The organism is Lachnospira hominis (ex Hitch et al. 2025) (assembly GCF_040096395.1).
Classification (GTDB): domain Bacteria; phylum Bacillota; class Clostridia; order Lachnospirales; family Lachnospiraceae; genus Lachnospira; species Lachnospira hominis.
Genome location: NZ_JBBMES010000007.1, coordinates 18,564 through 38,210 on the forward strand (window position 1 = coordinate 18,564; position 19,647 = coordinate 38,210).

19 protein-coding genes are annotated in these 19,647 nt (G+C 36.9%); 10 read left to right on the forward strand and 9 right to left on the reverse strand.

The genetic code is table 11. From position 1 onward, the window contains the following. Positions 1-33: 33 nt before the first annotated feature. Entirely contained in the window at positions 34-1,332 is a 1,299-nt protein-coding gene (locus tag WMO38_RS07905; protein ID WP_349162117.1) for a GH1 family beta-glucosidase, read from the forward strand. Here the strand turns inward: WMO38_RS07905 and WMO38_RS07910 are convergent. Further along, the gene (locus tag WMO38_RS07910; RefSeq protein WP_349162119.1) at positions 1,314-1,886 is read right to left on the reverse strand and encodes a TetR/AcrR family transcriptional regulator; all 573 of its coding nucleotides are present in this window, start codon (positions 1,884-1,886) and stop codon (positions 1,314-1,316) included. The genes WMO38_RS07905 and WMO38_RS07910 overlap by 19 nt on opposite strands. Before the next feature lie 195 nt (positions 1,887-2,081). Here WMO38_RS07910 and WMO38_RS07915 point away from each other — a divergent pair, with 195 nt between their 5' ends. The 3 genes from WMO38_RS07915 to WMO38_RS07925 all read left to right on the forward strand — a co-directional run bounded on the left by WMO38_RS07915 (position 2,082) and on the right by WMO38_RS07925 (position 5,541). Then, positions 2,082-2,924, forward strand: coding sequence for a DegV family protein (locus WMO38_RS07915; RefSeq protein WP_349162120.1), 843 nt, complete (start codon positions 2,082-2,084; stop codon positions 2,922-2,924). Positions 2,925-3,020: 96 nt separating this feature from the next. Then, the gene (locus tag WMO38_RS07920; protein ID WP_349162121.1) at positions 3,021-4,652 is read left to right on the forward strand and encodes a hypothetical protein; all 1,632 of its coding nucleotides are present in this window, start codon (positions 3,021-3,023) and stop codon (positions 4,650-4,652) included. Beyond that, on the forward strand, positions 4,639-5,541 hold the full coding sequence (locus tag WMO38_RS07925; protein WP_349162122.1) for a TPM domain-containing protein: 903 nt from the start codon (positions 4,639-4,641) through the stop codon (positions 5,539-5,541). Before WMO38_RS07920 ends, WMO38_RS07925 begins: the two co-directional genes overlap by 14 nt. A gap of 127 nt (positions 5,542-5,668) precedes the next feature. On the opposite strand, the gene WMO38_RS07930 is transcribed toward WMO38_RS07925, so the two are convergent. Together WMO38_RS07930 and tig are read right to left on the reverse strand one after the other, a co-directional pair. After that, positions 5,669-7,312, reverse strand: a complete 1,644-nt coding sequence (locus WMO38_RS07930; RefSeq protein ID WP_349162123.1) for a SulP family inorganic anion transporter — start codon at positions 7,310-7,312, stop codon at positions 5,669-5,671. A gap of 100 nt (positions 7,313-7,412) precedes the next feature. Further along, positions 7,413-8,591 (reverse strand): trigger factor, encoded by a 1,179-nt coding sequence (gene tig / locus WMO38_RS07935; protein WP_349162124.1) that lies wholly within the window; start codon positions 8,589-8,591, stop codon positions 7,413-7,415. 189 nt (positions 8,592-8,780) lie between these two features. On the opposite strand from tig, the gene WMO38_RS07940 reads away from it, so the two are divergent. The 4 genes from WMO38_RS07940 (at position 8,781) to WMO38_RS07955 (ending at position 12,601) form a co-directional block, all read left to right on the forward strand. After that, positions 8,781-9,812 carry an FAD:protein FMN transferase gene (locus WMO38_RS07940; RefSeq protein WP_349162126.1) on the forward strand — a complete coding sequence of 344 codons (1,032 nt, stop codon included), beginning with the start codon at positions 8,781-8,783 and terminating at the stop codon, positions 9,810-9,812. Positions 9,813-9,835: 23 nt separating this feature from the next. Next, the gene (locus WMO38_RS07945) at positions 9,836-10,567 is read left to right on the forward strand and encodes a lysophospholipid acyltransferase family protein (RefSeq protein WP_021866198.1); all 732 of its coding nucleotides are present in this window, start codon (positions 9,836-9,838) and stop codon (positions 10,565-10,567) included. Positions 10,568-10,630: 63 nt separating this feature from the next. Continuing rightward, a complete protein-coding gene (locus tag WMO38_RS07950) occupies positions 10,631-11,074 on the forward strand; it encodes a hypothetical protein (protein ID WP_349162127.1) in 444 nt (147 codons plus the stop codon). Between the two features lie 75 nt (positions 11,075-11,149). After that, a complete protein-coding gene (locus WMO38_RS07955) occupies positions 11,150-12,601 on the forward strand; it encodes a nicotinate phosphoribosyltransferase (RefSeq protein ID WP_349162128.1) in 1,452 nt (483 codons plus the stop codon). A gap of 105 nt (positions 12,602-12,706) precedes the next feature. Here the strand turns inward: WMO38_RS07955 and WMO38_RS07960 are convergent, their stop codons facing one another. The 6 genes from WMO38_RS07960 to WMO38_RS07985 form a co-directional block, all read right to left on the reverse strand. After that, entirely contained in the window at positions 12,707-13,180 is a 474-nt protein-coding gene (locus WMO38_RS07960) for a YwiB family protein (RefSeq protein WP_186837189.1), read from the reverse strand. Positions 13,181-13,239: 59 nt separating this feature from the next. Continuing rightward, positions 13,240-14,058, reverse strand: a complete 819-nt coding sequence (gene murI, locus WMO38_RS07965) for a glutamate racemase (protein ID WP_021866194.1) — start codon at positions 14,056-14,058, stop codon at positions 13,240-13,242. Positions 14,059-14,065: 7 nt separating this feature from the next. Further along, the gene (gene spoIIR / locus WMO38_RS07970; RefSeq protein WP_349162129.1) at positions 14,066-14,716 is read right to left on the reverse strand and encodes a stage II sporulation protein R; all 651 of its coding nucleotides are present in this window, start codon (positions 14,714-14,716) and stop codon (positions 14,066-14,068) included. A 92-nt stretch (positions 14,717-14,808) separates the two neighbouring features. Continuing rightward, on the reverse strand, positions 14,809-15,477 hold the full coding sequence (locus WMO38_RS07975; RefSeq protein ID WP_021866192.1) for a GntR family transcriptional regulator: 669 nt from the start codon (positions 15,475-15,477) through the stop codon (positions 14,809-14,811). Between the two features lie 61 nt (positions 15,478-15,538). After that, positions 15,539-16,402 carry a 4-(cytidine 5'-diphospho)-2-C-methyl-D-erythritol kinase gene (gene ispE / locus WMO38_RS07980; RefSeq protein WP_349162130.1) on the reverse strand — a complete coding sequence of 288 codons (864 nt, stop codon included), beginning with the start codon at positions 16,400-16,402 and terminating at the stop codon, positions 15,539-15,541. A 117-nt stretch (positions 16,403-16,519) separates the two neighbouring features. Next, the gene (locus tag WMO38_RS07985; protein ID WP_349162131.1) at positions 16,520-17,356 is read right to left on the reverse strand and encodes an AraC family transcriptional regulator; all 837 of its coding nucleotides are present in this window, start codon (positions 17,354-17,356) and stop codon (positions 16,520-16,522) included. Positions 17,357-17,557: 201 nt separating this feature from the next. On the opposite strand from WMO38_RS07985, the gene WMO38_RS07990 reads away from it, so the two are divergent. Both WMO38_RS07990 and WMO38_RS07995 read left to right on the forward strand, forming a co-directional pair. Continuing rightward, entirely contained in the window at positions 17,558-18,928 is a 1,371-nt protein-coding gene (locus WMO38_RS07990; RefSeq protein ID WP_349162133.1) for an MATE family efflux transporter, read from the forward strand. Between the two features lie 56 nt (positions 18,929-18,984). Further along, a complete protein-coding gene (locus tag WMO38_RS07995; protein WP_349162134.1) occupies positions 18,985-19,620 on the forward strand; it encodes a hypothetical protein in 636 nt (211 codons plus the stop codon). Positions 19,621-19,647: the final 27 nt, after the last annotated feature.

Consider the following 19,647-nt stretch of genomic DNA (forward strand, 5'->3'; position numbering starts at 1 on the left):
TCGATATAATCAAGAAAGAATCGAGGATACAATATGAATTTTCCAAAAGATTTTATATGGGGCACTGCAACAAGTGCCTATCAGATTGAGGGTGCATATAACCGCGACGGCAAAGGTGTTTCTATATGGGACACCTTCTGCCACACACCCGGAAAAATCAACGATAACGAAACCGGTGACATCGCATGTGACCATTATGACAAATATGAGGATGACATTAAACTTATGGCTGAACTTGGCATAAGTGCATACAGATTTTCAATATCATGGACAAGGATTTTTCCTGACGGCGATGACGAAATTCCTAATGCGAAAGGGTTGCAATTCTACGACAATCTAGTAAACTGCTGCCTTAAAAATGGCATAACACCACATATAACACTTTTTCACTGGGATTTGCCTCAGACTCTTGAAGATGACGGAGGATGGCTTTCAGAACGCACAATAAATGCTTTTGTAAAATATGCCGAATTGATTTGTGAACATTTTTCAGATCGTGTTGAATACTTTTCCACTATTAATGAGCCACAGATAATAACACGCATGGGATATTCAACAGGCCAGCATGCTCCCGGGCTTACTCTCCCGGACGACACAGTTCTTGAAATTCTTCATTCACTTGCAAAAGCACATGCAGCTGCCGTCCGTGCCATGAGAAAATGTGCAAAAAGAAAAATAAAAATCGGTTTTTCAAGCACAGGCAATCTGTGCTATCCTTCGACCGGTTCCAAAGAAGATATTGAAATGGCTAAAAAGCTCACTTTTTCAACCAATAAAGAAGACTTCCTGTTCTGCCACCAGATTTTTTGTGACGCAGTAATACTAGGAAAAACATGTGAATACAACCGTTCATGGGATGATGTTGAAGCACTCAACCCACCACTTGATTTTCTTGGGCTCAACATATATAACGGACACGAAGTCAACTCTGATGGAATTGTAAAGCACGGAATTGGATTTGCAAGAACTGCATTGAAATGGCCTGTAACACCGGAAGTTCTTTGCTGGGGACCTGTTTTCATGTACGAACGTTACAAACTTCCAATCATAATAACCGAAAACGGATTTTCCTGCAACGACCACATTTTCCTTGACGGCAAAGTACATGATGCCGACAGAATTGATTATCTTACAAGATATATTAATGAACTTTCAAAAGCCCTTGATGCCGGAACCGATGTAATCGGATATTTCCATTGGTCATTTACTGATAATTTTGAATGGCACAGTGGATACAATGAACGATTTGGGCTTGTATACATTGATTATGCAACAGGCAGACGGATTCCAAAAGATTCATTTCGCTGGTACAGTCAGCTTATCCGACGATAATCTGTGATTATACCGGCAAGTTCTTCAGGTGTGATGTTTTTACCGTTTTTCTGCCACTGTAAAAAAACGTTGACCATTGCACCTGAATAAAAATATAATTCATATGTTTTTTTCTTCAGAAAATCCGCATCATCGCTTGTACTATAATTATCTTTATATTCCTTTTCCATAATAATATTGGCAGCATCAATAATAAATGAATACATCCCTGCATCTGCAAGAGTTACAAAAAATTTACCATACCTGTCGAAAAATTTGATTAAAAAAAGTATATGCACATAATCCATTATATTATTTTTTTCTTTTAAATTATTTTTTTCTTCCTCGAGATATAGCGATGTTATTTCCTCTATATAATCTTTAACCAGTTCATCTTTCGTTTCATAATAATTGTAATATGTCATCCTTGACACTCCGGCTTTTTTAACTATATCAGAAACTGATATCTTGTCATATGCTTTCTGCTGCATAATATTTACAAGTGCATCTCCCATACACATTCTCGTGAAACGATTTCTTTGGGTCTTTTTCTTTTCTCCGACAATCTTACGCAAATTTCCACCTCCGCATGATTAAATAACATAAATTTAACAGTTAAATCAATACTCTTATTTACATATTTCCTTTATTTGTAAATTGTATCACATCACGTTATATAATACAATATAATATAGTTTTAAAAACCACATCTTATTTTTATGCCGTAAAAAATATGTTAATACACAAAAATGGCAGAACGGAGATTTTTTATGAAATATGCAATTGTTACTGATTCAAGCTGTGATTTAAAATCACTGCCTTCTTCACATAATAACACAATTTACCTTCAAGCTCCACTCTCTTTGAGAATTGGAAACAAGGAATTTATTGATGATGAAAATCTTGATATAGAAAATTTTATGAACGAAATGCAGGAAAGCACAGAAGCAACAGGAAGTGCAGCACCAAGCCCACAAAGCTGGATTGATGCATTTGAACAGGCTGATATTATATTTGCAATAACAATTTCTTCAAAACTTTCAGGCAGCTGGCAAAGTCTGATATCTGCCAAAGATATGTATCTGGAAGACCATCCTGATAAAAAGATTTTTGCGATAGACAGCAAGATGGCTGGTTCAGGGCTTGCAATACTCGCTTTAAAACTCGCTGAATATATTGATGAAAATCTTTCATATGAAGAAATATGCACACGAATCACAGAATACCACAAACATATAGGACTTTTATTCGTCCTTGAATCAATTGAAAACCTTGTAAAAAACGGAAGAGTTAATAAAATTATAGGTAATATCATCGGCAAACTTGGCATTAAGCTTCTGGCTGGTGCCTCAAAAGAAGGCACAATTGATATTGTACACAAATGCCGCGGACGCAACAATATCTATGACCGTCTTATTAAAAGCATGTTAAATGATGGCTATAACGGCGGTAAAGTAGTAATAAGCCACTGTTTTAATGACGAATCTGCAAACTATGTTGCCGGACAGCTCCGTCAGCAGTTCCCGACTGTAAATATCAAAATAATTCCTACAGGTGGTCTATGCAGCTATTATGCCGAAAAACACGGAATTCTTGTATCATATGAAAAATAAAATATTGTATTGGTTATGTGAAATCTGCTATCATGTTATTGTAAATATTCAGTAAATTTTATATTAAATTTTTATTTAAAAGAAAGGAATTAGATAATGTATCAATGTCCCAACTGTGGCGGTAATATCAAGTTTGATATCGCTTCACAAAAAATGGCTTGTGCAAACTGTAATTCATACTTCGATCCATATGATATTTCCAAGGAAACTGACGCAGAGGAAAACACATATTTTGATGTGACAGAGTTTACATGTCCACAATGCGGCGGCAGGATTTTAAGTACAGAAAATACCGCTGCTAATTTTTGCTCTTACTGTGGTGCGTCAACTATTCTTTCCGGCAGACTTACGAAAGAAAAGCGTCCGGGATATATCATTCCGTTCAAAATGACTAAGCAGGATTGTAAAGAAGCCTACAAGAAAAGAGTTAAAAATGCTATATTTGCACCTAAAGAATTAAAAGACCCGGAATTTATAGATGGTTTCAGGGGAATTTATATGCCTTACTGGGTATATCATGTAACCCAGAAAGGCATGAGCGGATTCCGTTTTTCAAGAAGCCACCGCAAAGGTGACTATATTTATACAGACAACTATGAGCTTTCCGGATATAACAATTCATCTTATAAAGGTCTGTCATTTGATGCCTCATCTTCGTTTGATGACACTTTAAGCCAGGCTATCGCTCCTTTTGATGCAAAAAACATGAATACATTCACGCCTTCATTTCTGAGTGGTTTTTATGCCGATACTGCGGATGTGCCAAAAAACACTTATGAATATGATGCAAAATCAATAGCGGAAGACGCATCTGTTGATTACATAAAAAACTCTGTAATTCCAGATTCAAAGGAAGCCCACAGATATAATCTTGATGACTCTGACAGCCAGATAGCCAGTCACCTTGATTCTCACATTGAGGAAACCGACTGTGCAATGTTTCCTGTATGGTTTTTGTCATATAGAAAAAAAGACAGAGTTGCATATGCTACAATAAACGGCCAGACCGGAAAAATTGCCGCAGACTTACCTGTATCTATAGGAAAATTTATTACCGGTTCGCTTTTGCTCACAATTCCTATATTTTTGTTTTTAAACATATTTTTTACACTCCGCCCAACTACAACATTAACGCTTGTTGCGTTTATAGCACTTATTTCCATGATTCTTTACGGAATAGAATTAAAGGAAATCAAAAAGCGTGACGAAGGTCTTGATGACATCGGAAAATATGCTATATGCAATGATAACTTTGACAATAAGCAGCCTGTAAAAAATAAACGGAAACGCTCCTTTAAAAAAGTTAATAATTCAAAATTTTTCAGCATGTTTACTGCATTTTTTATTGTTTTTATTACTTTTAATGTAATGTCAATGACTGCCGCTCTTATGAGCAGCCTTTTGCTTTTTAATTTCGGACCAATATTCTGGATTGCAATGATTATTATTGGCATTGTACTTGTCTGTACACATAAAAAGACTCTGAAGACACTGAAAAATAAATTTGTTATACCCGGTTCACTGCCGTCACTTGCAGCTATTATAATTGCAGCAGTTATTTCGATATTAAAGCCTGTATCAGACCTTTTCTATTATGGCGGATGTATCGGTGCCATGATTGCTGTTGTGTTCTCACTTATAAGTCTTATTAATTATTACAATATGCTTGCAACAAGAAAACTTCCCGAATTCGACAATTATAACGGAGGTGATGATGATGCAGATTAAAAACAGCAGTCTTTACAGCAGATTTTTCAAAGTTGTATATACATGTATTTTCTGCTTAACCATGCTATTTTCAGTATTTTTATTCTCTTTAAATGCGTCTGCAGCAGATAACAACCCTAATACTGAAGCAACAACTTCTGCCGATAATAAAAGCAATAATTCTTCTGTCTCAGGAAATATTTATTATACAAATCCAGAGACCGGATATGTTGTACGTATTGAGGATGATGCCGCACTGCTGACCGATTATGAAAAAACGCAGCTTGCGGATTTGATGAAAGATATAACACAATACGGAAATGCCGCCTTTAAGAGTATTTTGACTAATTCGTACAGCACAACGGGCGATTACGCATATGCATACTATGCACAAATATTCCAGAAAAACAGCGGAACTGTCTTTCTTATAGATATGGCAAAAAGAAAAATATGGATTCACAGCAATGGTGCAATTTATAAAACCATAACAGAAAGTTACGCTGATACAATAACAGATAATATTTACACTTACGCAAGTAAAAAAGAATATTATAATTGTGCAAGTAAGGCATTTGAGCAGGAATTGGCTCTTTTGAAAGGTTCAAAAATACGCCAGCCGATGAAATACACAAGTAATATTTTACTGGCTCTTATAATTGCTTTGTTTGCCAATTATGGGATTGTACGATTACTCACAAAGCAGAAAAAGCCAAAATCAAAGCAGCTTATCAGCGGTGCTTTCGTTCATCAGGCTTTTAATGATACACAATTTCAATTTATAAACCAGACAAGAGTGTATTCTCCACCAAGTTCCAGCAGCGGAGGTTCATCAGGCGGAGGGGGCAGTTCATCTTCCAGCGGCGGCGGTTCGTCAGGCGGCGGCGGTGGTGGCGGCGGTCACAGCTTCTGATATTTCCGTTCATTATCAACAAACATCATTAACATAAACAAAGCGGCACTGACTACAAACCAGTGCCGCTCTGTTATTTTTATCAAATATTTTATCAGATTGTTATATTCTCTTTATTCCTGCTATCCTACAGAGATGCTGCTCTCTCTAATGCCGCATCTATATTCGCACAGAAATTCTCATGTCCGACAGCATCTGCAAATCCAGCCTTTTCCATCATAAGTCTTGGCTGCTCTTGAACATGTGATAAAAGAAGTGTTATATTACGCTTCTTACATGCAGCCTGTATCTTCTGCAATGATTTAAGTGCTGTAACATCCATTGCCGGAACGCCTCGCATTCTTATTATAAGAACTTTTACGCCGGGTTCTAACGAAATCTCCATAAATTTGTCTGCTGCCGCAAAAAACATTGGTCCGATTATCTCATACACAACCGTATTCTTTGGAACAACTTTAAGTCTTATGCTGTCAGGGTCATCGTGCTCGTTAATATCCTCTCCAAGATACTTCCAACTCTTAACTTCCGTTACGTTAGACATTCTCATAAGGAAAAGAAGTGCTGCCATAACAACACCGACCTCAATAGCAACTACAAGGTCAAATACCACTGTAAGGACAAATGTAGTCAAAAGAACAAGAATATCACTCTTTGGAGATGTCTTGCAAAGTGAAACAAATTCTCTCCAGCCGCTCATGTTATATGCAACCATAAAAAGAATCGCCGCAATTGCAGGCATTGGAATCCATGCCGCATATGGCATAAGAACAACAAGTATAAGTAAAAGCGTGACTGAATGTACCATACCTGCAACCGGAGTTCGTCCGCCACTCTTGATATTTGCCGCTGTTCTTGCAATGGCACCCGTTGCCGGTATACCTCCGAAAAGTGCCGATACAACATTACCGGCTCCCTGTGCAACAAGCTCCATATTAGGCTTATGTCTGCTTCCAACCATACCATCTGCAACAACACATGATAAGAGTGATTCGATACCAGCAAGCACTGCAATTGTAAGTGCATCAGGGAAAAGTTCCCTTATCATAGTAAAATTAATTGATGGAAGGCTGACAGACGGAAGTTTATTGGATATTGTATACAAATCACCGATTGTCTTTACATCCATTTTTAACATCTTAACCATCACAATTGTCACAATTACTGCAATAAGTGATGGTGGAATTTTTTCTGTAATCTTAGGAAATATAATTAAAATAGCAAGTGCAACAACACCGACTATAAGTGCCTGATAATTAAAAGTTCCAATACAGTTTATACATTCTTTTACCTTATCAACTGTATCTATAGGTGAATTAGTAAATGTAAGCCCCAGAAAGTCCTTTATCTGGCCTACTAAAATAGTCACAGCAATACCAAACGTAAATCCTGTTGTAATTGTATAAGGAATAAATCTTATCAGATTGCCAAGCTTTAAAAAGCCCATGATAATAAGAAGTATGCCTGCCATAATCGTTGCAGCTGCAAGACCTGACATTCCGTTTCTTGCAACAATTCCTGCAACAATCGTTGCAAATGCAGCTGTTGGACCGGCAATCTGCACATTGCTTCCACCTAAAAACGAAATAACAAATCCAGCAAATATCGCTGTATATATGCCTTGCTCCGGTCCCACTCCCGATGCAAGGGCAAGGGCTATTGATAGTGGAAGGGCTATAATAGCGACAATAATTCCCGAAATAACATCTTTTACAAACTGCTCTTTTGTATAACTCTTCATACAGTCAAACAGCTTTGGCACAAACTGATTCATTTTTCTCTCTCCGTTCTTTAACGCCATAACAAACATTTTGGGAAATCTCTGATAAAATCACAAAGATTTCCAAAAAACAAACGTTCTTTTGTTTATATTTTTACTGTTCTACTGAATTATCATTTAAGAAACTCTGAACCTTTTCGCTAAGCTTCTCGTATCCGAGTTCTGCATTCATCTCGTTGCCATATGCATCAAGAATCTCCTGATAATCTGTATAACCATAATAGCTTGCATATGTAGCACCGATTTCATTAATATCATCTGCACTTACATTAATTCCATTATCAGCTGCAATTATTGTAAGAGTCATCTTCTCCAGAAGATACTCCTGTGCTGTCTGTGTAGCATAATCATCATATGCTGCATCATCAGAAAGATTGTATACGCTTGAGAGATATGATGAAAAATCTGAGATACCCTGTGCAGAATAATATGACTGATACTGATTATATTCTGCTTCCATATTCTGTTTAAGAATTGACTTTAAGCTGTCTAACTCTGCCTGCGGATATCCATTAACTGTTATATCTTTCTTAATTACTTCGTAAACAGCACTATACTTTTTGCTGTCATATGTACTCTTTCCTGAATTCTCAAGATATTCTCTTGTCTCTTTTCTTAAAGCTTCAACTGTTGTTCCTTCAATCCCCATGCTCTCTGCATTAGCTGCAACCCACTCATCTGTAAGTTCAGGAATTGTCTTCTTTGTAATAGAATGAACTGTTACTGTAAATATAACGCTCTTTCCTGCAAGATCCGAACTGCTGTAATCACTAGGGAATGTACATGGAATATCATATTCCTGACCTACATTAAGTCCTATAAGTCCCTGGTCAAGGTCTGTTATGAACTTGCCTGAACCGATTGTGTATGATACATCTGTTGCCGTTCCGCCTGAAAATGCAACACCGTCAAGCTTACCGCTGTAATCAAGTGATATAGTATCACCGCTTGCAGTTGTTCCTTCTGTTACCTGCTCTGAAGTAGCATGTGAAGATAAAATATTGCTTATGTAAGTCTCAACATCATCATCCGATACGGTAAGTGACGACTTATCAACTGACACTGCAATTCCCTTATACTCAGGAAGTGTAATGTACTTCTTATAAACCGCTGCATTCGATGCAATAGTTGCATTATATTCCTCTGCTGTAATAGCTTTGTTTGATGTATCATCAGCATCTGTTGCAGTATTATTGTTATTCTTCTTACCACAGCCCACCAATGAAACAACAAGTGTTGCCGCAAGCATAACACTCATAAATTTCTTTTTCATAATAAGTTCCTTTCAAAAAATAAAAATTTCTGCATTCAGGTATTGCAAAATATATAAAATATATTTATAATATAACCACAAACGCATATAGTTGTCAACTATTTTTAACAACATAGACTGTTATAGCATACTTATTGACAAAATAAAAGGCGTTTCACATTTTTTTCATTTTTATAAAGGAAGTAATTTATGAAATCAGTCACAAAAAGGCATTTATCATCAGCAGCCTGCATTTTAATATTTTTGTCATTTTTACTAAACGGATGCCAGAACACTGCACTTTCCGACCCTGTACAGGTTACAGGTTACAAGCTCAATACTTATGTTGCTGTAAGTGCATATACAACAGGAGGTCACAAAACCTCAGAGCTTAAAGAGATTCTTAACGAAGCTCTGCGAATATGTGACACATATGAGCTGATGTTTTCAAGAACCAACCCGGACAGTACCCTGTATAAGCTTAATGATGGTCAGATCACAACTGTGCCGCATGAACTCGGAGAACTGATATCATATGGCATCCAATATGCCGATATGTCAGATGGTGCATTTGACATAACAATCGGCAGCATATCATCTTTGTGGGATTTCACATCAGATAATCCGGCTGTACCTGATGACAGTGATATACAGAATGCATTATCATATGTAGATTATACCAGGCTTAAACTTACGGAAAATAATGACGGAACATATACTGTAGACAAGCCGGATAAGACCATCATTGACCTCGGTGCCATAGCAAAAGGCTATATTGCAGATAAAATACGCAATTTTCTTTTGGAAAAAAGCATAAACCGTGGTATTATTAATCTTGGCGGCAATGTATTATGTGTAGGTGAAAAATCTTCAGATAATCCTTTCCTTATAGGAATAAAGAAACCATTCTCTGAAGATTCAGTACCTCTTGTAACATTGCGTCTTAATAATAAATCCGCCGTATCTTCCGGCAACTACGAAAGATACTTTTATCAGGATGGCAAGCTTTATCATCATATTCTAAATCCATCCACAGGATATCCGTATGATAACGGACTTTCAGATGTAACAATCATATCTGATGCATCAGTCACGGGAGACTGTTTAAGCACCACATGTTTTGCACTTGGTGCTGATAAAGGATTAAAACTTATAGAAAGCCTGTCCGGCATTGAAGCCATGTTTGTCATGTCTGACGGAACTATTAAGTATTCGAGCGGATTTTCTTCATATCTGAAATAAACTAAGAAAGGATTTTTATTTACATGATACGATTAATTCTGGTGTGTATATTTTTACTCATCATTTTTGTGTTAAGCCTTATTCTTTTTCCAATTGAATGGCTTATAGGCAGGATTTCACCAAAAGCAAAAGATATAAGCTCACTTCGTTTTGTGCAGTTTGTGTTTAAGGTGATTTTATTTTTATCGGGGGTAAGCACAACTGTTATAGGTCTTGAGAATATTCCAAAAGACGAACCTGTTGTTTTTATAGGCAACCACCGCGGGTTTTTTGACACGGTTGTATCTTACAGCCGCATGCCGCGTCTTACAGGTTTTATTGCCAAAAAAGAGATGCAAAAAGTTCCATTTATAAGATTATGGATGAAATATTTACACTGCCTTTTTATGGATCGTTCCAATCCGAGAGAAGGTCTTAAAACTATTCTTTCCGGTGTAGAACAGATTAATAATGGCATTTCTATTGTAATATTCCCTGAAGGAACCAGGAACAAAGGTGATGGAATTATGCCTTTCCACGGCGGCAGCTTCAAACTTGCAGACAAGAGCAACTGCAAGATAATCCCTATGGTTCAGAATAATACTGAAAATGTTCTGGAAGCTCATTTTCCATCAATCAAAAGAACTCATACCGTTCTTGAATTTGGTACACCGATTGACACAGCTGCACTTGACAGGGATGAAAGAAAAGCCCTGCCGGATACAGTTCACGACTTGATGTTACAGATATACGAAAAGAATAAATCTCTTGTTTAAACATAAGGGATATGCTACAATATTGTACATTAGAATTCATTAATTATCAGGAGGATAAAATCAATGCCAGTATGGAGTATTGTATTATTAACAATATTGGTTATATTGTTAGTTGTATTTATTGCACTTATAATTGTCGGTAATAAGCTGCGTAAAAAGCAGGAGTCACAGCAGGAGCAGATTGACGCTGCAAAACAGATTATGTCAATGCTTGTAATTGACAAAAAGAAGATGAAGCTTAAAGATGCCGGACTTCCTAAGATGGTTCTTGACCAGACGCCTAAGTATTTAAGGGGTTCAAAGATGCCTATTGTCAAGGCAAAAATCGGACCAAGAGTCATGACTCTTATGTGTGACCCAAAAGTATTTGAACAGATTCCTGTAAAAGCTGAAATCAAGGCTGAAGTAAGCGGAATTTACATCACAGGCATCAAATCAGTTCGTGGCGGCAAGATTGTCGTTGAAGAAAAGAAAAAGAAAAAGGGATTTTTCAAACGTAACAAATAAAATAAATAAACCGCAAAGCAATATTAAAAGGTATCGCCAGCCGGCGGTATCTTTTAATATATGAAAGGAGCTTTTATGCGTAATTTAACATTATTAACAGATTTATACGAGCTTACTATGATGCAGGGTTACTTCAAAACAGTCAATAACCGTACGGTTATATTTGATGCTTTCCACCGCAATAACCCTTGCGGCGGCGGATATGCCATTGCATGTGGTCTTGACCAGGTAATCGATTATATTAATAATCTTCATTTTACCGATGATGATATCGCTTACCTTAGCAGCCTTAATCTTTTTGATAATGATTTTCTTGATTATTTAAAAAACTTCCACTTTACAGGCGATATATATGCCATTCCCGAAGGAACACTTATTTTTCCAAGAGAACCAATTGTTAAAGTAATTGCTCCTATCATTGAAGCTCAGCTTGTAGAGACTGCAATCCTTAATATAATTAATCACCAGAGCCTTATCGCAACTAAGGCTGCCAGAGTATGCTATGCAGCAAAAGGCGACGGAATAATGGAATTTGGTCTGAGACGTGCCCAGGGTCCTGATGCCGGAATATATGGTGCAAGAGCTGCTGTCATTGCCGGTTGTGTTGGAACAAGTAATGTTCTTACAGGTCAGATGTTTGACGTTCCGGTCAAAGGAACCCACGCTCACAGCTGGATTATGAGTTTTCCTGATGAATATACAGCATTTAAGACATATGCAGACCTTTATCCGAATGCATGCATTCTTCTTGTAGACACATATGATACACTACGCTCAGGCGTTCCTAATGCAATCCGTGTATTTAAAGAAATGCGTGAAGCAGGAATTGAACTTAAAGGATATGGTATCAGACTCGACTCAGGCGACCTTGCTTATTTTTCTAAGAAAGCACGTAAAATGCTTGATGATGCCGGTTTTGAAGATGCTATTATATCTGCATCAAGTGACCTTGATGAATACCTTATTGATTCATTAAAAACACAGGGTGCCGCTATAACTTCATGGGGTGTCGGAACTAACCTTATTACAGCAAAAGACAATCCTGCATTTGGTGGTGTATACAAGCTTGCCGCTGTTATGGGAGATGATGGAAAGTTTATTCCAAAGATTAAGCTTTCTGAGAATTCGGAAAAGATTACTAATCCGGGAAATAAGACAGTTTACCGTGTTTACGACACTGACGGAATGTTAAAAGCAGACCTTATTGCACTTACAGACGAGACATACGATGAAAACGAACCTCTTCTTTTATTTGACCCTATAGAGACATGGAAAAAAACGCTTCTTCAGCCGGGTGAATACACTCTTCGTGAAATTATCGTTCCTGTATTCAAAAATGGAGAATGTGTATACACAACTCCACCTGTCATGGATATACAGAAATACTGTAAACATGAACTTGCTACTTTATGGGATGAATCAAAACGTCTTATAAATCCACAGGAAGTACATGTCGATTTATCAAAGAAATTATACGATTGCAAACAGGAGCTTTTAAATACTTATTCAACTCCTCATATTCACTAAAATACAACCTGTAAAGCCCTGCAAAAAAGGGTTAATAAAAAGCGTTCAGGACAGCAGTTATCCGCCTGAACGCTTTTAAATTTCTATATTTTAAATTCCTGAATTTTAATTCTCCAACTTAAAATTCTTCTTTGAGCTTATCTCTATCTCAACACTTGATTCTGAAATTATTTCATGGTTAAGTTCAAGCGTATACTCAATCCCTGCATATATCCTTTCATCACTTCTTTCAATGACAATATTTTTTGAATTGATTCCAAGATAAATGCCGCCATATGGTGTCTCGTAATATGTTGTTGTTCGCTCCCCGGGAACAAAAGAAAAATGCGTTGTAACATATCCTTTTTTAGTAATCTCAACCGTGCCATCAGGCGTAATCTTTATAAGATTGCTGCATGGCTTATCCTCACCGTCAATCATATCCGAATACTTAATATACTCATTTTCTCCGGAACGCTTATATCTTCCGGTATTGACAGTCTCAATAACTTCTTCATCTTCACTGCCGTCAGAATCTGAATCCTGAACGCCACTCGCAAAATGAAGTCCTTTTATACTTACAAATACTCTTTCATCCATACTGTTTTCCTCAGTTAAAAATCATCTTCTTTACATATCATACACAACAAATAAACACTCTAATAATTCTCAATATTAATCTGCTTCGTCATTGTAATATCAAATGGAAGTATTGAATTAGCAAATAACTTAAACTTTTCTTCCGCATCGCTTACATAGAATCTATACATGCTTGATGGACTGTCAACATCACATTTATTTGCAAGATTATCTCTCTCAAGCAGATTTTTGAGTTCAATAGCAGTTTCATATGCCGGATTTACAAGATTCACTTTATCGCCCATAACCTTCCGTATTGTAGAACGTATAAGCGGATAATGCGTACATCCCATAATAAGCGTATCTATATCTTTTTCTTTTAATTCTTCCAGATAACGTGAGGCTACCTGAAGTGTTATATCATCATGAAGCCAGCCTTCCTCAACAAGCGGAACAAATAACGGACATGCTTTTTCAAACACTTTTGCCTCATCATCAAGTGACTTTATGTATCTTGTATACACTCCGCTCCTTATATTTGCTTCCGTTCCAATAAGACCAATTCTTTTATTAGCAGTAGTCTCAACTGCCACCTTTGCTCCCGGCTTAACAACACCAAGAATCGGAAGGTCAAACTCCTGCTGCATCTCATCAAGTGCAAGTGCACTCGCTGTATTACATGCAATAACTATCGCCTTAACATTTTCTGTCTGAAGAAAACGTATAATCTGTCTTGAAAACTTTATAATATTATCTTTTGATTTGCTTCCATAAGGCACTCGTGCCGTATCACCAAAATAAACAATACGCTCATTTGGAATCTGACGCATAATCTCTCTTGCAACCGTCAGACCGCCGACACCGGAATCAAATACTCCGATTGGTGCGTTCTTATCCATAATTAACTTATTTTCCTCCCTGTAACCAGTCATTTAGAAATTTCAGATACTTAAATCTGTAAACATACTGAGTCTTTGTTATAGCATTATATTCATCATCTGTCAAAATATTCTTCAATTTTTCCTTAGAATCATCCGGAAGCACTCCACATGTCGAATCAACAAAACATAGCGGCGGATAGAGAACACACCACCAGTTTTTCCCACAATGCTCTCCTATGTCTATACGGAAAGCCTCATATACTCCCGGCGGAAATGTTACATCAGCATACGCTTTCATAGGAAAATAACTCTCCTCAAAATAGACATTTACTTTGCTATCTCCACCATGTGCCATAAGTGTTTCGTGTGCTATATTTTCAATATCAACCATTGATTCTGATAGAATCTCCTTTGATTCATCAATGCTTTGTGATTCGGCAAGAAGCGGCGAAAGATACTCAACAACAGCATCTTTTACGGCAAGCTTTCTTTTCTGGTCCTCATCGCTGTCACTGTTAGCCCTTACATGAAATCTGATAATATCCTGTGCAAGTTCTTCCTGTATTCTGTTTCTGCTCTCATTGCCCGAAACTCTGTATGTAAAAACTGCTGTACATAAACTCACAAATATAATACAAGCAATAAAAATAAATAGTCTGTGTCCTTTTTTCTTCATAATAACCTCCGTCTTAATATTATCAACCGGTAAAATGCCGGTGTTTTAATAAATCTATAGAGATTATTTCCAAAATGACACAGACTAAACAATTATTTATTTAAAAGTCTGATAATACCTTTTTCCTGATTACGTATATGCTGACGCATAAACATCTTTGCCCCCTCAACATCCTTGTCGGCAAGCTTCTGGATAATATCATTATGTTCATTTATAAGAATTGAATGTGTTCTTGCGTCTTTAACATACTCAAGTCTGTATCTGTACATCTGCTCCCTTAACTTATTGATAATCTGTATAAGCCTGTCATTGTCTGTCATTGCATATATTGTATCATGGAACTGGACATCGGCATCTACAATATTTACAACATCTTTTGAAACAATTGCAGACTCAAACACCTTATTGGCAGCTCTCAAATCCATAATACGCTCAGGTGTCACATTTTTGCATGCGAGTGCAACTGCAAGCTCCTCAAGTGTACATCTTACTTCGAGAACATCTCTCATATCTTTTTCAGTTATATGGGCAACTTCTGCACCCTTTCTTGGAATCATAATAACAAGTCCCTCAAGTTCAAGCTTACGGATAGCTTCTCTTATAGGTGTTCTGCTTACTCCGAGCTTCTGTGCAAGCTGAATCTCCATCAGTCTCTCACCGGGTTCCATCTCGCCACGCAGTATTGCCTGTCTCAATGTATTAAAAACAACATCCCTCAATGGGAGATAATCATTTACATCCATCTTTAATTCGCCCTTCATAATTTCTTATGTCCTCCATTTCTAATTATATTATTACGTATGTTTCGATTGAACAGTTATCCTAGTTAAATGTCTCAGTAATATATACCTGACGTGCCTCGCCCTGTGCCTTTAATACAGCCTGACATCTCAATGCCGTCTGTTCATCCGGAAAAATTCCGAACACAGTAGGACCACTTCCACTCATCATTGCTCCTATCGCTCCGTTTTTAAGCATCTGTTTCTTAATGCTGTCTATAACCGGATAAAGAGGAATTGTGACATCTTCAAGCACATTGCCCATATTTTGTGCCACGCCTTCTACATCGCCTCTTTTTATTGCATCCATTATGCCATCAATATCAGGATGCTTGCTTATTCCGCCCATATCAAGACTTTCATAGACAAGCTTTGTTGAAACATTAATCGGAGGCTTTGCGACAATAAGCCAGCAGTGTGGCATAGGCGTAAGACGCGTAAGCTTTTCTCCTATTCCCTCAGCAAGTGCTGTTCCTCTCATTATGCAATAAGGAACATCCGCACCAATCTTTAAGCCCATCTCCATAAGCTTCGACTGCGATATTCCGAGGTCAAATATCTTATTCATGCCAAATAATGTTGAAGCCGCATCTGTACTTCCTCCAGCCATACCGGCTGCAACCGGTATAAACTTATTAAGGTCTATCTCTACGCCCTCTTTGATATTATATTCATCTTTCATCATCCTGGCAGCCTTATAAATAAGATTATTCTCATTCACAGGCAGGAAAAACAGATTAGAATTAATCCTTATCTCATCCTCCGGAATCTTTTTAATGATGATTCTGTCATATATTCCAACAGTCTGCATTATCATGCGTACTTCATGATAGCCATCATCTCTTTTTCCAAGAACATCAAGACCAAGATTAATCTTTGCACGTGCCTTTAATCGTATACTGTCCATATCTTTTCTCCATTGTTTCTTGTATACAACAATTATATAAAATGTATTGTATTTTTGCAAGTACATAGTTATCTTTTATAAATATTTTCTTGTTTTTTACATATATTTAATATCTGCCTAAATAGCTTCCTTATTTTTCCTGTATTTATTAGGTGAAACTCCCTTGACATGCCTGAATGCATCCCCAAAATAGTTACTGTCATTGAAACCGCACTCAAATGCTATATCAGTGATAGACTTATTAGTCTCAAGAAGGAGCCTGCACGCATTTTTAATTCTTACATTAACTATATATTCTTTAAATCCAAAACCTGTTACAGCCTTAAACTTCTTAGATAAGTATGACCTGCTTATATGGAATTTATCCGACATATCCTCAAGACTTAACTTTTTGTCATAATTTTCATATATATATGTCGCAATCTGCTGCATGAGCTGATTATCAACATCAAGCTCTTTTATAACATTTTCCTCATATCTCCGGCATCTTATTATAAAAAGGACAAGTTCTATAAGCCCCGTCCTTATAAATGCCGGTGACAATATATCCTGTCCTTCATTTTCAAAAATCATCTTATTCATAAGTGATTCAACATAATCTCTTCTTTTATCAGGAATAGAAATAACACCGGTTGAGAGAGATTCTTTCACAAAATCCGGTCCAACAATGTCATTGAGCCATTTTAAATTACTCTCTTTAAAACACAAAACATATCTCTCACTGCAGCCATGCTGCGGAAACGAGCTTTTATGAAGTTCCCCCTGCGGTACAACAATAAGATCGCCTCTGTTAAGCTTATAAATATTATGGTCAATAAAAAATGTACAGTCACCATTTATCAGATAGAAAATCTCATAATATGGATGTGTATGCGTCGGCTGGCTTCCCGAACTTTTATCTCTTTTTATCTTATAAACTTTAAAATCTGTAGGCATATCAAATAAATAATCCATAAAGGCCTCCGTATATTATAAATAAATCTCCAAACTTTTTTTCTGTATTATTCCACTAAAATCGTTATATTTTTGTAGAATTTACTGCTTTTTGTGCTATGATTAACATAAACATTAATGAACTTGATTTATCTTGTCAAGTACCAAAAATAATTATGTGCTAAAATATGCCATTTTTGCACAGAAATGGAGATAATTAACATGTCAAAACCAATAAGTGCTGATAAACGCAAATTAATTCTTGAGGGTAACCTTATTCAGGCTATCCTTATGCTTGCAATTCCTGTAATGCTCAACAGTTTTATCCAGTCAATGTACAACCTTACAGATACATTCTGGCTTGGAAAAATCGGAACTGCTTCACAGGCTGCAATAACACTTGTATCTCCTGTGCAGAATATACTAATAAACTTTGGTGCCGGCATAACAACCGCCGGTTCAATTCTTATATCACAGTATCTCGGTGCCAGACAGGACAAGCAGGCCAATTCAATGGCAAACCATATCTGCCTGTGTTCGCTTGTATTTGCAGTAATATGTGCCGGAATATGCTGGATTGCCACACCTGGTATAGTAAAATGGCTTGGAGCTGAACAGGACATTTATCACTTCAGTATTTCATATTTAAGGATAGTTGTACTTGACCTTCCATTTCTTTTTATGATTAACCTGTATACATCAGTAAAACAGTCACAAGGTGACACTGTACGTCCTATGCTTCTTAATCTTCTGGGCGTATCACTCAACCTAATAATGGATCCGGTCTTCCTTATCGTATTTAAAATGGGAATCTCCGGAGCCGCACTTGCAACACTTATTGCCAAAATTCCAAGTGCCGCAATTGCAATACTTGCATTAAGACGCAAAAACCAGCTTATCCGTCTTGACTTTAAAAATTTCAAATTTGATAAAAATAAAATGACATCTATATTTAAAATTGGTCTTCCAACAGCAATCGGTGGAAGCACAATGCAGTTTGGTTTCCTTCTTATGACAAAAAATGTCAATGCATACGGAACTACAGCTACAACCGCATACGGTATCGGAAATAAAATCAACAGCCTTATCACAATGCCGGCAAGCGGAATCGGCTCTGCTATATCAACAATAGTCGGTCAGAATTTCGGAGCCAATAATCTCAAACGTGTAAATAAATCATATCATATCGCATTGCGAATCGGTGCAGTATTTCTTTTTGTATTTGGTACTATCCTTTCGCGTCCGTTTATCGCTGAACCAATTGTACGTTTCTTTACAAGCGATGAAAATGTTGTTCCGCTTGCAACACAATTTCTGTCAATCATGGCAATGTGCTGCTGGACTAATGCTTTTTATAACGTAACACAGGGACTTTTCCAGGGTTCCGGACATACATTGATAACAATGCTTGTCGATGCTACAAGAATATGGATTTTCCGTTTTCTCACATTATGGGTTTGTTCATCAATCCTCAAAATGGGAGTTGAAAGTGTATGGTATGCTGTTGTAGTAAGTAATGCGACATCCGCTCTTATTCTTTATATTCTTTACTGGACAGGAATTTGGAAAAAACGTACTATTAAGATTGAGTAAGTTCTGTCCGATATATAATGTAAAGAATACTAAATCATACCACGGAGGGTAATATTATGGATTTTAACGGAATAGGAACAAGTTATTCATCTTATGAAACTAAAAATGTATCAGCTAAATCAACAAATGACAAAAAAGCTGATTCAACTGATAAATTTTCAGAAAAATCTGCTTATTCTGAAATAAGTGCTTCTTATGAACCTTCTTCATCAACATCAAAAGTAACATCTGCTGCAGACAGAAAGGCCATCATTGCACAGCTAAAATCTGATACAGAGCAAAGAATGGCACAGATGCAGTCACTTGTAACAAAGATGTTTGCAAAGCAGGGCATTACAATCGGAACTGCCGATGATATGTGGAAAGCACTTGCCAATGGCAATTTTACAGCAGATGCTAGTACTATTGCACAGGCAAAAGAAGATATTTCAGAAGACGGTTACTGGGGTGTCAACCAGACATCAGACAGACTTCTTGATTTCGCTGTAGCTCTTTCAGGCGGCGATGAAGAAAACATGAAAAAGATGGTATCTGCTGTAGAAAAAGGATTTAAAGAAGCAACTAAATCATGGGGAAAAGACCTTCCTTCAATCTCAAACGATACATATTCAGCAACAATGAAAAAGTTTGACCAGTGGTTTTCAGATAACGGATATTCAACAAAGACATCCGATATTTTAGGTAATAACTAAAACATAATTTTAAAAATTTACTGACAT